Origin of the sequence: Corallococcus sp. AB011P, from assembly GCF_003611605.1 — a bacterium.
Classification (GTDB): Bacteria; Myxococcota; Myxococcia; order Myxococcales; family Myxococcaceae; genus Corallococcus; species Corallococcus coralloides.
On record NZ_RAVX01000001.1, the window covers coordinates 78,785 to 93,288 of the forward strand.

The following is a 14,504-nucleotide window of genomic DNA, read 5'->3' on the forward strand; positions in this document are numbered from 1 at the left end:
TTCACGGTGCTACCGGGCGGGGGCTTCCACGTAGCGGGCGCGGGGGCGGAGCAGGTGGCCCTGTTCACGCTGCTCCAGGACGTGGGCGACCCAGCCCGCGGTGCGGCCCAGGCTGAACAGCACGGTGGCGGCGCCGGAGGGCAGGCCCAGCGCGTCCGCGAGCATCACCAGGCCCCAGTCCAGGGACGGTGGGGGATGGCCAGCGTCCCGCATGGTGTCCATGACGGCGCGGGCCACGCGGACCTTCAGGGACTCGGGCTTCACGCTCAACGCGGCGTCGATGAGCGGCGGCGTGCGCGGGTCTCCCTTCAGATAGAGGCGGTGGCCGAAGCCCGTCACGGCTTCGCCCCGGCGCAGGCGGCCGTGGATGACCTGCGCGGCGCGCTCGGGACGGCCGACCTCCGCGATGAGCGCCTCCACGCGGTCGCAGGCGCCGCCGTGACGGTGGCCGGAGATGGCCGCGAGCGCCGCGCTGATGCACGCGTACAGGTCCGCGCCGGAGGAGGCTGTCACGCGGGCCGCGAAGGTGGAGGTGTTCAGCTCGTGGTCCGCGCAGAGCACCAGCGCCAGGTTGATCAGCTCCGCGGTCCGCTTCGGCTTCGCGTCCCAGGCCGTGGCGAGTGAAGCGGCCACCGTGGGTTCTTTCAATGCGCGCGACACTCGGCCGGGTGCCTGGGCCACGCAGACCCATGCGCCCAGGTGGCGGATGATCCGTCGCGCGCGGAGCAGGTCCTGTTCCACGGGCGCGGCGAAGCGGCCCGCGTCGCTCGCGGCGAGGAGCGGCACCAGCGCGGCCAGGGAGGACAAGGGCGGAGTGTCTCGCGGGAGCATGGCCGCGAGCGCGGTGGGAGTGAGGGGCGACGGCGGCGCTTCCGGTGCGGGCCACGTCGTGGACTCCAGTGGCAGGTGCCCGGTCCACAGCAGCTCCGCCACGTCCTCGAAGCGGTGGCCCCGCGTGGCCAGCTCCACCGCGTCGCGGCCCCGGTACGAGAGTCCTTCTTCGCTGATGCGCGACACCGACGAGTCGATGACGGGCTCGCCCCAGCGCAGGGCTCCGGACGCCACCGCCGCGTGGCCCGCGCGGGCGTCATGGCGTGTCTTCAGCCGCTCCACGTCCGCGCGCAGATAGCGGTTCTCCTTCGTGCCCTTCTCCGGCACGCACCGCACGAGCCCCCGGCTCACGTACGTGTAGAGCGTCGCCCGCTTCACCCCCAGCAGGGCCGCCGCCTCCTCCGCGCGCAGCAGCTCCTCCTCAACTGGATGGTCGAATCGAGATTGAGAACGTCCCCCTGCACGACGCACCATGTTTCGCGTGCCTCCCTGGCGCGGAGTCTCGACTCGACTGGACCATCCTGTCGAGCTGAGCCGCCCATGGCGAGGCTGTTCCTGGCGGGGAGAGCGACAATGAACGTGGATTTCGGACGCACGTCGTCGGACTACGCGAAGCACCGGGCAGGCTTCCCGGAGGCCTTCTACACACGGCTCGAACAGGACGGCGTGCTCGCGTCCGGCCTGCGGGTGCTCGACCTGGGCACCGGCACCGGCACCGTCGCGCGCAACCTGGCCCGGCGCGGCTGCGACGTCACCGCCCTGGACGTGTCCGCACCGCAGCTGGAGGCCGCGGCACGACTCGCTCACGACGAGGGCCTCACCGTGGACTTCCGTGAGGCGCCCGCGGAGAACACCGGTCTGCCTTCAGGTTCCTTCGACCGCGTGTTCGCGGGCCAGTGCTGGCACTGGTTCGACCGCGCCGCCGCCGCGCGCGAAGTGTTTCGCCTGCTCAAGCCCGGCGGGAAGCTCATCCTCTGTCACTTCGACTGGACGGCCCTGCCCGGCAACCTGCTGGAAGCCACCGAGGCCCTGGTGGAGGAGTTCAGCCCCCGCGTCAAACTGGCCGTGGACCACTTCGGCCAGGGCGTGGGCATCTACCCGCAGTGGTTCCGCGACGTGGGCGTGGCCGGCTTCCAGTCCCTCACGTCCTTCACCTTCGACACGCTCACGCCCTACACCCACGAAGCGTGGCGCGGACGGATGCGCGCCAACGCGCGGATTGGCGCCATGCTCGCGCCCGAGCAGGTGGCCCGCTTCGACGCCGCGCTGGCCGAGCTCCTCGCCGCGCGCTTCCCCCAGGAGCCGATGTCCGTTCCCCACCGCGTGTTCGCGCTCGTCGCGGAGCGCCCGTGAAACAGGAGTCCACCATGGCCTCGCCCCACCTCATCCACGCCGAAGACGTTCCCTGGACCGAGCTCGCCCACGGCAGCCGCGTGGCGCTCAAGCGCAAGCAACTGGGCGCCGCCGCGCACGGGCGCAAGCTCGGGTGCAGTCTGGTGGAGCTTCCGCCGGGCCGCCGCTCGTGGCCGCTGCACTACCACCTGGGCAATGAAGAGGCCGTCTACGTCCTGTCCGGCACGGGCTCGCTGCGCCTGGGGACACAGACGCTGCCCGTGCGCGAAGGGGACTACGTCGCGCTGCCGCCGGGCGCGGAGTGCGCGCACCAGCTCATCAACGACGGCGCGGAGCCGCTGCGCTACCTGTGCTTCTCCACCATGGAGGCGCCGGATGTGCTCGTGTATCCGGACTCGAAGAAGGTGGGCGTCTTCGCGGGGGCCGCGCCCGGGGGCGACAAGGCGTCGCGCACGCTGATGGCGTATCTGCCTTTGGACGCGCAGGTGGATTACTGGGAGGGCGAGGAGCCCTGATAGGGTGGCCCGGCCATGGCCTCCCTGCTGGATGCGCTCGACCGCGAGCGGCTGCTCAAGGATTCCGCCGCCGCTTCCGGGCTGCTGCCGAAGGGCGAGCCTCCCCACGTGTCGCTGTTGCGGCTGTGCGAAGCGGGCCTGCTCGTGGGCGGGCTCACCGTGGGGTACGGCGTCCGCCCGGATGAGCTGGTGGGCCCGCTCACCGCGGCCATGGGCGGCGCGGCCCGGAAGCTCAAGGTGGTGGACGTGCGCGAGCGCCCCGCGCTGGAGCTGCACGTCGCGGCAGGCGACGTCACGGAGCGCTGGGAGGTGGAGGACGTGTCCGCGCTCGTGCACAACCTCAACGACCTGTACCGCGACGCGGCGGACGTTCGCGCGGTGGCCGTGCTGGGGGAGTGGGAGGACTCGCTCCAGCTCCTGTGCGTCGAGCGCCGCGCACTGGGACGGCTCCTGCGGCAGCCCTTCTTCGCGCCCGTCAACACCCGGGGGCTTCAGGACCTGGTTCCGTCGCGCTGAGGCGGCTGGCCTCCCTCGACCCCGGACGCCCGGTGGGGCACCATGGGGGCATGCGCATCACGCTGGCTCTCATCGTTGGATTGCTCCTGACGCAGGTTGCTCGCGCGGAGCCGGATTCCTTTGGCCTGGGCACCGGACGCGACGGCGTGCTCAACCTCGCCGCGGGAAAGGGCCTCGCCCTGCGCGTGGATGGCCCCCTGGGGAAGAGTGTCGCGGCGGGGGGCGACGAGCTGGTGGTGTTCAGTTCAGATTTCTCCGGTGGCGATCTGGTGATGATCCACGAGAGCACCGGTCTGTCGCCCGTGCCTGATGTGGGCAACGTGAAGGGCGTGTCGCTGGCGGGGACGGTCGCGCTGGGGCGCTGGGAGCTGGCGCGGGTGGTGGTGGTGACGGCCTCCACGCCCGCCACCCTCTTGCTGACCGCGCCGCTGCGCTACGGCTACACGGCGGGCCGCGCCCAGGTGGTGCGCGTGGCCGAGTACTCCGACGTCGTCATCGAGGCGGGGGCGCGGCTCACCGTGTCGCCGTGGAACGGCAAGTCCGGCGGCATCCTCGCGATGCTGGTGAGTGGGAAGGTGGTCAACGAAGGCCGCATCGACGCGGATGGCCTGGGCTACCTGGGCGGCGTCTTCCGGGCCGACGTCGCGGGCCTGGCGGGCTGCACCGGGCTGGAGCTGGAGCATGGCAAGGGCGGCTCTGAGCGTGGCGAGGGCGTGGCGGGCACGGTGTCCCGGAGCGGCCTCTCCACCGGGCGAGGCAACCTGACCAACGGCGGTGGCGGCGGCAACTGCGCGGCGGCTGGCGGTGGCGGCGGCGGTCACGGTGGCGCGGGCGGCATCGGTGGGCGCACGACCTCGGACGATGGGGCGCGCGTGGAGGGTGGGTTGGGTGGCGCGGCGCTGAGCTACTTAGTGTTCGAACGCTTCGCGTTCGGAGGCGGCGGCGGCGCGGGGCAGGGCTCCGACGCGGCCGGCTCCAACGGCGCCGCGGGCGGCGGCGTGGTGTTCATCCGCTCCACCGCGTTCGAGGGCAAGGGCGTCTACAGCGCCTCGGGCTCGACGGCGGGGGCCTCGACGGGCAACGACGGCGCGGGCGGTGGCGGCGCGGGCGGCGCGGTGGTGCTGCGCGCGGTGGACATCGTGAACTGCGGCGGGGTCGAGGCGCGGGGCGGCGCGGGCGGTAACACCCAGTTGGACAAGCAGCCCTTCGGACCGGGCGGTGGTGGCGCCGGGGGCCGGATCCTGCTCGAGGGCAAGACCCTCGCGTGTGTGCCCAACGTGAGCGCGGGCAGCGCGGGTGTGTCCGCCTACCCGGGCGCGGGTTCGTACGGCGCGGGGCCGGCCTCCGCGACGTCGGATGGCGGCACTCCGGAAGGGGGCCCGTCCGCGGGGACGGTGCAGGAGATGGCCCAGCCCTTCCAGGTTCCCGTCACGCCCGTCATCACGGTGCCCGTGTCGGGCGAGGCGTCCACCACCACGCGCCCTCGCTTCGAAGGGACCGCGGGCACGAACGGGCCGGCCGTCCACATCGTCGTGGATGGGCGCGAGATTGGCGCGGCGGTGCCGGGCTCGGACGGCCGCTTCACCTACGACCCCACCACGCCGCTGACCGCGGGCACGCACGACGTGGTCGCCTGGGCGGAGTCACTGGGCGTGGCGAGCAAGCCCTCCACGCCGGTGCGCTTCACCACGCCCGCGGTGGTGCTCGCGGACGGTGGTGTCGTGCAGATGGCCGTGCTGGTGGTGCCCTCGAATGGGGACACGGTGGGGCCCACGCCGCTGTTCGCCGGCACCGCGCCCAATGGCGCCAGCGTGGGCGTGGTCATCGACGACGGGCCGGACAACATCGTGCCGTTGGACCTGCTGGGGCGCTTCCGCTACCAGGTGCCGGACTCCGCGCCGCTGAGCGTGGGCACGCACAAGGTCACGGTGCACTCGCACAACGAGGCGGGCGATGACGGGCCGTACTCCGACGTCGTGGGCTTCGAGGTGGTGGTGGCCGGCGCGGACGGCGGAACGGATGGCGGCACCGACGCGGGCCCGGCGGATCCGGCGACGCCCATGGTGCTCGTGCCCGAGGAGGGCGCGACGGTGGATCCGACCTTCATGTTCGTGGGCGTGGCGCTGCCCGGCACGACCGTGCGGCTGGAGCTGGACGGCACGGCGCTCGCGACCGCCACCGCGGATGGCGAAGGCGTCTTCCGCCACGTGCTGACGGCGGACAAGGCGCTCGCGACGGGGGCGCACAAGGTCGTCGCGCAGGTGGTGACCGCGCAGGGCGAGGCGGGGCTGCGCTCACCGGAGGTGGGCTTCCAGGTGCGAGGCCCCACCGACCTGGACGTGGGCTGCGGCTGCGGCTCGGCGCCCGCGGGGATGATCAGCCTCTGGGCGCTGGTGGGATTGGGCGCCCTGGTGCGCCGCCGCCGCTCGCGGAGCTGACAGGGGCAGGGCGCGGTGCCTCGCGGGCGCCGCGCCCGGGCCATCAGCCTTCATCCAGGGCTTCGAGCTGGACTTGCGCGATGTCGCGGTAGAGCGGCACCACTTCGTCCTCCACGATGGCGCGGAGCACCTGCCGCGCGCCGGCCATGTTGCTCGTCTCCTGGAGCCTCGTCGCTTCGCTGAGGGCGCGTGACAAACGGTGGGACCCATCCCGGATGCGCCTTGCAATCTCGGTGAGCAGCGTTGCGGCGCTTGCCTCGCTCTGAAGCGCCCGCTCGACGTCTGCTGCTGGAATGCCGACCTGGGGGCCGGTGCGCTGGAGGATGGAACGCGACTCGGCGGTGAGCGTGAACGGCTCCCCGGCCGAGACGCGACGCGAGAGGTCCCGAACGTCGTCCCAGTTCAAATCCTGCTCGTTCATGGGGCTCCTAATTGCGGCGAGGACGGCAGAGGTCGAATGGCCACTGCTTCTGGCCCTCGCAGTTTCGCAGGCAGGCGTAACAGTCGCCCAACCAACGCGGCTTCTTCGAGTCCTTGCACTGCACGTAGCGGTCAATGCAGTGCTGTCGCCATCCCTCGTTCGGATCATCCACCTCTTTGAGCGTGGCGCCGACCGCTGCTGCTCCGGCAGCCGCAGTACCCAGGAGGGCAGCGGCCTCGGCGTCAGTGAGTCCACACGCGGCCGGATTGCCCGGGTGGGCCTCCACGCAGCACGTCTCGCTGTCGATGCACGTCGCGGTCGCGCAGCCCGTCGTCAACACGCTGCACAGCGCCAGCGCGAGCCAGGAATATCCAGGGGATGATTTCATGTTTACCAAGAAATACTGGTTCATGGCGGGCCCGCCAGGCGTCCGGCCGGGTCGGCGGGCGCGGCGTGGGGGTGGCCGTTATCTTCCCGCGCTCGAAGGCGTCCCGGCTCCCGGGATGACAGGGTGGCGCGCGTGACGACGGACGTGTCCTCGGAAGAAGCTTCCTCGCGGCGGGCCCGGCGCTCGGCCGGGGCTCCGGGCTGGCGGCGGGGGTTGTCCCTCCTCCTGGGGTTGGGTCTGCCCGTCGCGCTGCACGTCTACATCGGCCTGCGCCTCTTCACCGCGCCCGGCTGGCCCGCTCCCTGGGCCGCCGTGGGCTGGGGACTGCTGGGCCTCTGCTTCCTCGTCCTGCTGGCGGGTTTTCGCGCCGCGCGTCGTGAGGCCACCGGCTTCTCCCGCGTCATCCAGTGGGGCGCGTACCTCTGGCTGGGCGCGTTCGGCGTGTTCCTCACCGCCGTGCTCGCCTCGGACGTCGTCGGCGCCGCGCTGTCCCTGTCCGGCACCGTCACGGACATGCACGCGCTCGCCCGGGGCCGCGCGGCCGCCGTGCTGGGCACCGTCGTGCCCGCCGTGGCCTTCGCCTTCGTCACCGCGCGCGGCAAGGCCCGCGTGGAGCGCACCACCGTGGCTCTGAAGGACCTGGGGCCCGGCCTGGAAGGCATCCGCGTCGTGCAGCTGTCCGACGTGCACGTGGGCCCCACCCTGGACGGCGTGTGGCTCCAGCGCGTGGTGGACCAGGTCAACGCCCTGAAGCCGGACATCGTCGCCATCACCGGCGACCTGGTGGACGGCTCCGTGGACGAGCTGCGCGACCAGATGACGCCGCTCGCGTCCCTCGAGGCCCCGCTGGGCGTCTACTACGTCACCGGAAACCACGAGTTCTACCACGGCGCCCGCGCCTGGATGGCCGAGGTCGCCCGGCTGGGCATCACCGTCCTCACCAACGAACACCGCGTCGTGGAGCGCGGCGGCGCCCGGCTCGTCGTCGCCGGCGTCACCGACCACGACGCCGGCCACATCGATCCGCCCCTGGAGAGCCGCCCCGACCTCTCGCTCGCCGGCGCCCCGCCGGACGTGCCCCGCCTGCTGCTGGCCCACCAGCCCCGCACCGCCCTGTCCCTGCAGGGCCTGCGCGTGGACCTCCAGCTGTCCGGCCACACCCACGGCGGGCAGATCTTCCCCTTCATGTTCTTCGTGAAGCTCCAGCAGCCCGTCGTCCAGGGCCTGGCCACCGTCGCCGGGACCCGGGTCTATACGCACCGCGGCACCGGCTACTGGGGACCCCCGCTCCGCCTGGGTCCCGCCCCGGAGATCGCAGCCCTCACCCTGGTAGGAGCTCCCCGTTCTGCCGGTGATTCAAGCCAAGCTTGATATTTCCGTTCTTGCTGCTTATTGTTCGGGACGTGTCCACCGCACCGTCTTCCCTCCTTGTCCCGGAATTCGCTTTCAGCCGTCCCACGGCGCCCGCGGTCCCGGGTGCGCGGCGCGGGACCCGGGGCCCGGTCGCTTCGCCCCGGACGGGGATGGCGGCGCCGGTGCTGCTGGTGGTCTCCGAGGCCCCCGAGGTCCGGCTGGCGGTGGCGCGTGAGGTGGGGTTGGGGTGCCGGATCGTGACGGCGCTGGGGGCGACGTCGGCGGACCGGCGGCTGGACATGGGCGTGGCGGTGGACGGGCTGGTGCTGGACCTCGACGCGGATCGCCGCGTCGTGAGCGATTTCCTCTGCCGTCTGGTGGACCGGGGCTTCCACGGTCCGCGCATCCTCCTGTCCTCCGGTTTCCGTCCTGAAGCGAGCGCCACGTTCCTGACGGCCTGTGACACCCACTTCGCACTCGGCCGGCCCTGGCGGGCCGGTGAGCTGCGCACGCTCCTGGAGAGGGTCCTTGGGGTCTCCCACCTCGCTCAATCCGCAAGCCGTCCGTGACTCCCGCCGTGACGCTCCCCGCCTGGCGCCTTTGACGGCGCGGGTGGCGGACGCGGGCCACGGGCTGTTCACCGGCATCGCCGGGGCGTCCGCGGGCGCCGCGCGCAGCGCGTACCTGGCGCTGATGCTCTTCGCCAGCGGCATGGCCCGCTGCGCGACGGGGCGCTCACGCGACGGGCTGCCGCAGCTCAAGCGCTGCCTGTTCCGCGTGGCGCAGGTGCCGGTGGACCTGGTGCTGATGCTGGGCGGGCGCGTGCTGTCCGCCGTGCAGGTGGTGACGGGCCTGGAGCCCGTGGGCCGCCGGCTGACGGACGCGGAGGTGGAGCGGCTGCGTCCCATCTTCGGCGACAGCCTGGACTACCGCTGCGTGCGCGTGAAGGAAGGCGCCCTGGGCCTCCTGGGCCTGCCGGGCCGCGCGTTCGCTCATGGGGATGTCCTCTTCATCCCGCCCGGCTACGGCGCGGTGGGCTTCCGGCTGCTGGTGCACGAGCTCACGCACGTGTGGCAGCACCAGCACGGCGGCACGGGCTACCTGAGCGGCGCGCTCGCCGCCCAATACCTGGGTGACGGCTACAACTGGCGCAAGGCCGTGGGCCACCGGCGCTGGGCGGAGCTCAACCCGGAGCAGCAGGCCCAGTTCATCGAGGACGCCGCCGACGCGCAGCTCATCCCCCACGTGGGCCGCCCCACGCCCCAGCAGCGGCTGCGCGGCTGGAGCGACGCCGCCCTGTGCCTGCTGGACGAGGCCCTGGACTGCCTCTACGCCGGACGCGGCGCTCCGTGAGACCCGAGGCGGCTCCCGAGGCGGCTCGGTGACACTCCCGAGCCCCCGGAGCCCCGTCCCATGACGGCGCGCACCGCCCGGCCCGGCGGAGCGCCCGAGGGCCGCTGCCTCCAATCCCTGACCTGGCGGCGCCTGGAGTCCCCCGGCACCGAGCACTTCGAGCTGTGGGAGTCCGCCTTGGGACCCCTCCTCACCGGCACCGTGGTGGGGGTGGGTGAGGGATTGCCGCTGCTCGTGCGCTACACCGTGGCGTGCGACCCGGACTGGCACACGCGCGAGGCGCGGCTGGCCGTGCACCAGGGCGGCACGCGGCGCACGCTGGTGCTCCAGGTGGATGACCACCAGCGCTGGTGGCGCGACGGGCGCGAGGTGCCGGAGCTGCGCGGGTGCGTGGACGTGGACCTGAGCGTCACCCCCGCCACCAACACCCTGCCCATCCGCCGTCTGGGGCTGGAGCCGGGCCAGTCCCGGGACGCGACGGCCGCGTGGGTGCGGCTGCCGGACCTGTCCCTGGAGCGGCTGGAGCAGCGCTACACCCGGCTGTCCTCCACCCGCTACCGCTATGAGAGCGCGGGAGGCACCTTCGTCGCCGAGCTGGACACCGACGCCCTGGGGCTCGTCACGCACTACCCGGATGGCTGGGAACGCGTCGCCACGACGGACGGTTGAGCCCCGGCGCAACCCCAGGGCCCCGAACCCGGACAATCTCCCAGTCCTTCCAGGACTCGCATGTCGTTTCATGTGGGCTAATGGAGCCATGAACGACGCGCTTCCGGTGGACGTGGGAATGCAGGACTACCTCCCATATAGGAATGGGCCCGGGTGACGTGGCGGGTTATAACGACCTCTGAACCGTTCCGGCGGTGGAGGGGTCGCGAGCCTTGCGGCCACCCCACCGGACGTCACGTGCAAGGTTGATGTGGTGAAAACCCACCCCCGAGGTCCTCTCGCATCCGGCCGCGTCCGGAAGAAGCCCCGTGTGGCGCCCGCGTCGGCGGCGGCGCTGTCGCGGCGGCAGTTGGAGCGCAAGCTGGCGGTCAGCGTGGGGGCGGCGGCCCGGGCCGCGCGGCTGCGGGCTGGCCTCACGCAGGCGGACGTGGCGGATCGCGTCGGCATCGCGTCGGAGGTCTACGGCCGGCTGGAGCGGGGCAAGATGATGCCCAGCGTCCCCACGCTGTTCCGCCTGTGCCTGGCGCTGCAGCTGTCCGCGGACGCGTCCCTGGGGCTGGCCCTGGCGGCGGCGGCGGGCGCGGGGCTGTGGGAGGAGGACTCCACGGACAAGGACGACCTGCCGGAGATGCGCCGCCTGCTGCGCGCGGTGCGCCGGCTGCCGCGCCCCCAGCTCAAGCTGATGAGCCTGGTGGCCAGCGCCATCCTGCCCACGCGCCGCTAAAAGGGCCTCAGGGCGCGGACGCGGAAGGGCGGGCCGTGCCCGCGCGCGGGTCGGCTTTTGTCACCCGCCACACCCAGCCGGACGGGGTGGGGTCGCGCTGCGCGGTGTTCACGTCCACCGCGTACACGTCCAGGGTGTGCTCGCCCATGGGCAGGTCCTTCAGGCGCCACGGGGATTCGCAGGGGATGTAGAGGCTGCCATCCAGCGAGCACCAGAACACGGGCTTCAGCGTGGTGGCGGTGAAGACGAAGGTGGCCTCCCTGGAGGGCGTGGCCCCGGGGGGCCCTTCGTCGATGAACGTGTCCGGTCCTTCATTGCCCGCGCGCGCCAGCGACGGCGGGAAGAGCAGCGGCATCAACATCAGGCCCAACAGCAGTGACGCGAGCAGTCCGTGGGGAAGGTAGCGCAGGGACGGCGGCGGAATCATAAGCAGGCTCGCGTGACGCCGGGCGCCGCGCGAACCCTGCCTTGGAGCATGTCGTTGGAGAGAAGTCTGGAAGGGTTGGGGCGTTCCACCATGGGCATGGCGTCCGGGGAAATGGGAAAGGGCGACTTCCTGGAAGGTGGGGATGGATCCGAAATGGGGCGCCCCGTCCCAGGGACCCACCTCGTCATCCACGGCGAGACGTGACGCGGAGGGTAAATGTCCTCCAGCGGAAAGGGTTCGCCGCCCGCACGGCCCCGGTCGGGCGGTGATGGCACGCGTCACGGAGCAGCGCTTGTCAGGGCGGACATCCCCTGGCCTCATGGATGATGGCCGGGACCCGCCTTGCACGAACGCCATCGCCCATGACCTTCGCGAAGAGGAGCACGCCCTGGCACGCCGCCGCGCTGGCGCTTTCCCTGTGTCTGTCGTGGCCGGCGCTGACCGCTAGAGCCCAATCCCCTGAAGCGGACCCTGGCGGTGCCCGGCTGGGCGACACCCTGGACGCGGGCCTTCCCGTCACGGAGGAGAACCTCACCACCGGCTCCGCTCCGCGCGGCATGGACGTGCCGTGGACGGAGGGGGACGGCCCCCAGGACGGGGGCACGGGCACGGTCGCGAAGGAGGCGGACCTCCAGCGCACCACGGACGGTGGCTGGGCGGTGGAGCCCGGCGCGGCTCCAGGCGACGGAGCGGACGGAGGCCCCGCGCTGGCCGCCTTCGTGCCGCCCGCGCTGGTGCGGGACTCGCCCGCGCCGTACCCGCCCCGGCTGGTGGGCGAGGGCGTGGCGGGCACGGTGAAGCTGGAGCTGCTGGTGGACGAGGCGGGCGAGGTGGACACCGCCACGCTGGTGGAGGGCGTGCACCCGCTGCTCAACGAGGCCGCGCTGCACGCGGCGCCGTCCCTGCGCTTCTCTCCCGCGATGATGGAGGGCCAGCCCGTCGCGGTGCGCCTGTTCTTCGAGTACCGCTTCGAGGCGCCCGTCCCCGTGGCCAGCGGTGCGGACGGCGGCACGCTCGTCCCCCAGGGCCCCATCACCCTCAAGGGCCTGGTGCGGCAGAAGGGCAACCGCCGGCCGCTGATTGGGGCGACGCTGGTGTCGGACGCGGCGCCGGATTCGCCGGTGCAGACGGACGAGAACGGCCGCTTCGAGGCGCGCTTCCCCACGGGCGGCCAGGCGGTGCGTGTGTTCGCCCCGGGCCACAAGCCCGGCCTGTTCCGCGAGGCGCTGAAGGCCAGCGAGTCGCTGGAGGTCGTCTACGGCCTGGAGCCGCTCGTGGTGAACCCCTACGAGACGGTGGTTCGCGGCGACCGCGAGCGCACGGAGGTGAGCCGCATCACGCTGCACGACGCGGAGCTGCGGGAGGTGCCCGGCACCATGGGCGACCCCTTCCGCGTGGTCATGCTGCTGCCGGGCGTGGGGAGCATGCTGTCCGGCGTGGCGTACCCGGTGGTGCGCGGCAGCCAGCCCGCGTCCACGGGCTACTTCCTGGACGGCATCCGCATCCCCATCCTCTTCCACCTGTTCCTGGGGCCCGCGGTCATCCACCCGGACTTCCTGGACGCCATCGACTTCTACCCAGGCTCGCCGCCGCCTCAGTACGGCCGGCTGATGGGCGGCGCCATCGACGGGCGCCTCACCCGGCCTCGTGATGACCGCGTGCACGGCAGCGCCTACGCGGACTTCATCAACGCGGGCTTCTTCATTGAAACGCCCTTCAAGTCCACCGGCACCAGTGTCAGCCTCGCGGGCCGCTATTCCTATACGCCGTGGATCATCGCGCTCGCGGCCAATCAGTTGCAGGACCCGCCGCCGCCGGGGCGCACCAATCCCAAGGTGGTGTTGGACTTCTGGGACTATCAGGCCCGCGTGGAGCAGGACGTGGGGCAGGGCAAGCTGCGGCTGTTTGCCTTTGGCTCGTCGGACACCTTCGGCTCGGAGGCGCAGGACGACCAGGGCGACACCGCGCTCCAGTCCGTCGCCTTCCACCGCGTGGACCTGCGCGGCCGCCACCCGTTGGGCAAGGGCGAGCTCGAGCTTGGCGGCACCTGGGGCATGGACCGCTTCGCCGTCGTGTCGCGCGGTCCGGACAACGGGAACGAAATCTACATCGACCAGGGCAACTTCTCCGGGCGCCTGGGCTACAGCGTGCCCTTGGATGAGCGGCTCTTGCTGCGCGCGGGCGCGGACCTGGAGCACAAGCGCGCCATCGTGGATGTGCTCACGGTGGAGAACGGCCAGGAGGTGGAGGAGGACACGGTGCGCGTGCCCGTGGCCCTGGCCACCTTCACCGGTGCGTACGCGGAAGCCGTGTGGACGCCCAATGACAGATGGACGGTGGTGCCCGGCCTGCGCCTGGACAGCTACCACCTGTCCGGCGGGTTCGACCACAAGGTCATCGAGCCGCGCCTCACCGTGCGCCACAAGCTCACCGACACCGTGACGCTCAAGGGCGGCGCCGGCATCTTCCACCAGCCTCCCACCACCCTCATCAGCCTGCCGGTGGTGGACGTGGGCAGTCTGTTGTTGGGCCTCCAGGAGGGCGTGCAGCTCTCCACGGGCGTGGAGTGGAAGGCCTTCGACAAGTGGGAGGTGGGGCTGGACGTCTATGTGAACCCCATGCTGCGCACCATTGAACTCACGCCCTTCTCCGACGAGGGCCTGACGGACGACCTGGACGACATCGGCGGTGATCCGGACGAGCCGCCGCCCGCGCCCGGGGGTGGGGGCGTCCGCCAGGATGGCTTCCGCCGGGTGCGCGCGCGGCAGGTGGACGTGGATGGACCGCCCATCAGCCGGGACGACTGGGACCTGCCGGACTTCACCAGCCATGGCCTGGCGTATGGGTTGGAATTGCTCATCCGCTACCCGCTGGGGAACAACTGGTTCGGCTGGCTTTCGTACAGCCTCCAGCGCAGCACGCGGCGCACCACCTTCTACCGGTATGACTCGTCAGGTCGGGCCGTCTCCGAGGACACCGCGGATCTGCCCTTCGCGTTCGACCAGACACACATCCTGAACCTGGTGGTCAGCCACAAGTTCTCCAACAACATCACCCTGGGAGGCGTGCTCCATTTCAACAGCGGACGCCCGGAGTACGGCACCCTGGGAAGCCAGACGCACCGCGAGGGCGTGGACACCGACGGCCGCCCCACGTGGGTGCAGGTGGATCGCGATCAGGTGGACCGGCTGCCGGCCTTCTTCCGCTTCGACCTGCGCGTCTCCAAGGCCTGGGCCTATGAGACGTTCAGCCTGGAGGCCTACCTGGACATGCTCAACGTCACCCTCAACACGGAGACGCTGGGCTTCGATTACCTGGGCGGCGGCTACAGCCGGCAACCCCTGACCAAGAGTGCGGTGGGTCTGCCCATTGCCCTGCCCATCATCGGCGTCAAGGGCCGGTACTGACCTGTCCTGAAGGGCAGGTCACTGCTCGGGGGTGAACCGAATTTCGCGCACCCTGCCCTCCAGGGCTGCTCCACTCGTGGCCAGATGTGTCAGTATTCCGTGAGACGCG

General features: G+C 71.9%; 14 protein-coding genes. 10 read left to right on the forward strand and 4 right to left on the reverse strand.

Annotation, left to right across the window (positions count from 1 at the left end; genetic code table 11):
- Positions 1-9 precede the first annotated feature (9 nt).
- Entirely contained in the window at positions 10-1,305 is a 1,296-nt protein-coding gene (locus tag D7X30_RS00350) for a citrate synthase (RefSeq protein WP_120560837.1), read from the reverse strand.
- Between the two features lie 99 nt (positions 1,306-1,404).
- Here D7X30_RS00350 and D7X30_RS00355 point away from each other — a divergent pair, with 99 nt between their 5' ends.
- Genes D7X30_RS00355 through D7X30_RS00370 form a run of 4 tightly spaced genes read left to right on the forward strand, consistent with a single transcriptional unit; the run spans position 1,405 to position 5,653 of the window.
- Positions 1,405-2,184 carry a class I SAM-dependent methyltransferase gene (locus D7X30_RS00355; RefSeq protein WP_120560838.1) on the forward strand — a complete coding sequence of 260 codons (780 nt, stop codon included), beginning with the start codon at positions 1,405-1,407 and terminating at the stop codon, positions 2,182-2,184.
- Between the two features lie 14 nt (positions 2,185-2,198).
- The gene (locus tag D7X30_RS00360; protein WP_120560839.1) at positions 2,199-2,699 is read left to right on the forward strand and encodes a cupin domain-containing protein; all 501 of its coding nucleotides are present in this window, start codon (positions 2,199-2,201) and stop codon (positions 2,697-2,699) included.
- A gap of 15 nt (positions 2,700-2,714) precedes the next feature.
- The gene (locus tag D7X30_RS00365) at positions 2,715-3,215 is read left to right on the forward strand and encodes a hypothetical protein (protein ID WP_120560840.1); all 501 of its coding nucleotides are present in this window, start codon (positions 2,715-2,717) and stop codon (positions 3,213-3,215) included.
- 50 nt (positions 3,216-3,265) lie between these two features.
- Entirely contained in the window at positions 3,266-5,653 is a 2,388-nt protein-coding gene (locus D7X30_RS00370) for an MYXO-CTERM sorting domain-containing protein (protein WP_120560841.1), read from the forward strand.
- Positions 5,654-5,696: 43 nt separating this feature from the next.
- On the opposite strand, the gene D7X30_RS00375 is transcribed toward D7X30_RS00370, so the two are convergent.
- Positions 5,697-6,074 (reverse strand): DUSAM domain-containing protein, encoded by a 378-nt coding sequence (locus tag D7X30_RS00375; RefSeq protein WP_120560842.1) that lies wholly within the window; start codon positions 6,072-6,074, stop codon positions 5,697-5,699.
- Positions 6,075-6,081: 7 nt separating this feature from the next.
- Positions 6,082-6,462 carry a hypothetical protein gene (locus tag D7X30_RS41520; RefSeq protein ID WP_147443054.1) on the reverse strand — a complete coding sequence of 127 codons (381 nt, stop codon included), beginning with the start codon at positions 6,460-6,462 and terminating at the stop codon, positions 6,082-6,084.
- A gap of 123 nt (positions 6,463-6,585) precedes the next feature.
- On the opposite strand from D7X30_RS41520, the gene D7X30_RS00380 reads away from it, so the two are divergent.
- From D7X30_RS00380 to D7X30_RS00400, 5 genes are all read left to right on the forward strand, one after another.
- Positions 6,586-7,833 carry a metallophosphoesterase gene (locus tag D7X30_RS00380; RefSeq protein ID WP_370051364.1) on the forward strand — a complete coding sequence of 416 codons (1,248 nt, stop codon included), beginning with the start codon at positions 6,586-6,588 and terminating at the stop codon, positions 7,831-7,833.
- A gap of 152 nt (positions 7,834-7,985) precedes the next feature.
- Complete coding sequence (locus D7X30_RS00385; protein ID WP_233591291.1) at positions 7,986-8,384, forward strand: hypothetical protein; 399 nt, start codon at positions 7,986-7,988, stop codon at positions 8,382-8,384.
- Positions 8,344-9,168, forward strand: a complete 825-nt coding sequence (locus D7X30_RS00390; protein ID WP_233591292.1) for a DUF4157 domain-containing protein — start codon at positions 8,344-8,346, stop codon at positions 9,166-9,168. Before D7X30_RS00385 ends, D7X30_RS00390 begins: the two co-directional genes overlap by 41 nt.
- 60 nt (positions 9,169-9,228) lie before the next feature.
- A complete protein-coding gene (locus D7X30_RS00395; RefSeq protein WP_120560844.1) occupies positions 9,229-9,837 on the forward strand; it encodes a putative glycolipid-binding domain-containing protein in 609 nt (202 codons plus the stop codon).
- Between the two features lie 310 nt (positions 9,838-10,147).
- Positions 10,148-10,561 (forward strand): helix-turn-helix transcriptional regulator, encoded by a 414-nt coding sequence (locus D7X30_RS00400; RefSeq protein ID WP_223639461.1) that lies wholly within the window; start codon positions 10,148-10,150, stop codon positions 10,559-10,561.
- Between the two features lie 7 nt (positions 10,562-10,568).
- Here the strand turns inward: D7X30_RS00400 and D7X30_RS00405 are convergent, their stop codons facing one another.
- Positions 10,569-10,988, reverse strand: a complete 420-nt coding sequence (locus D7X30_RS00405) for a hypothetical protein (RefSeq protein ID WP_120560846.1) — start codon at positions 10,986-10,988, stop codon at positions 10,569-10,571.
- Between the two features lie 362 nt (positions 10,989-11,350).
- Between D7X30_RS00405 and D7X30_RS00410 the strand changes: the two genes are divergently transcribed.
- On the forward strand, positions 11,351-14,395 hold the full coding sequence (locus tag D7X30_RS00410) for a TonB-dependent receptor domain-containing protein (protein ID WP_120560847.1): 3,045 nt from the start codon (positions 11,351-11,353) through the stop codon (positions 14,393-14,395).
- Positions 14,396-14,504: the final 109 nt, after the last annotated feature.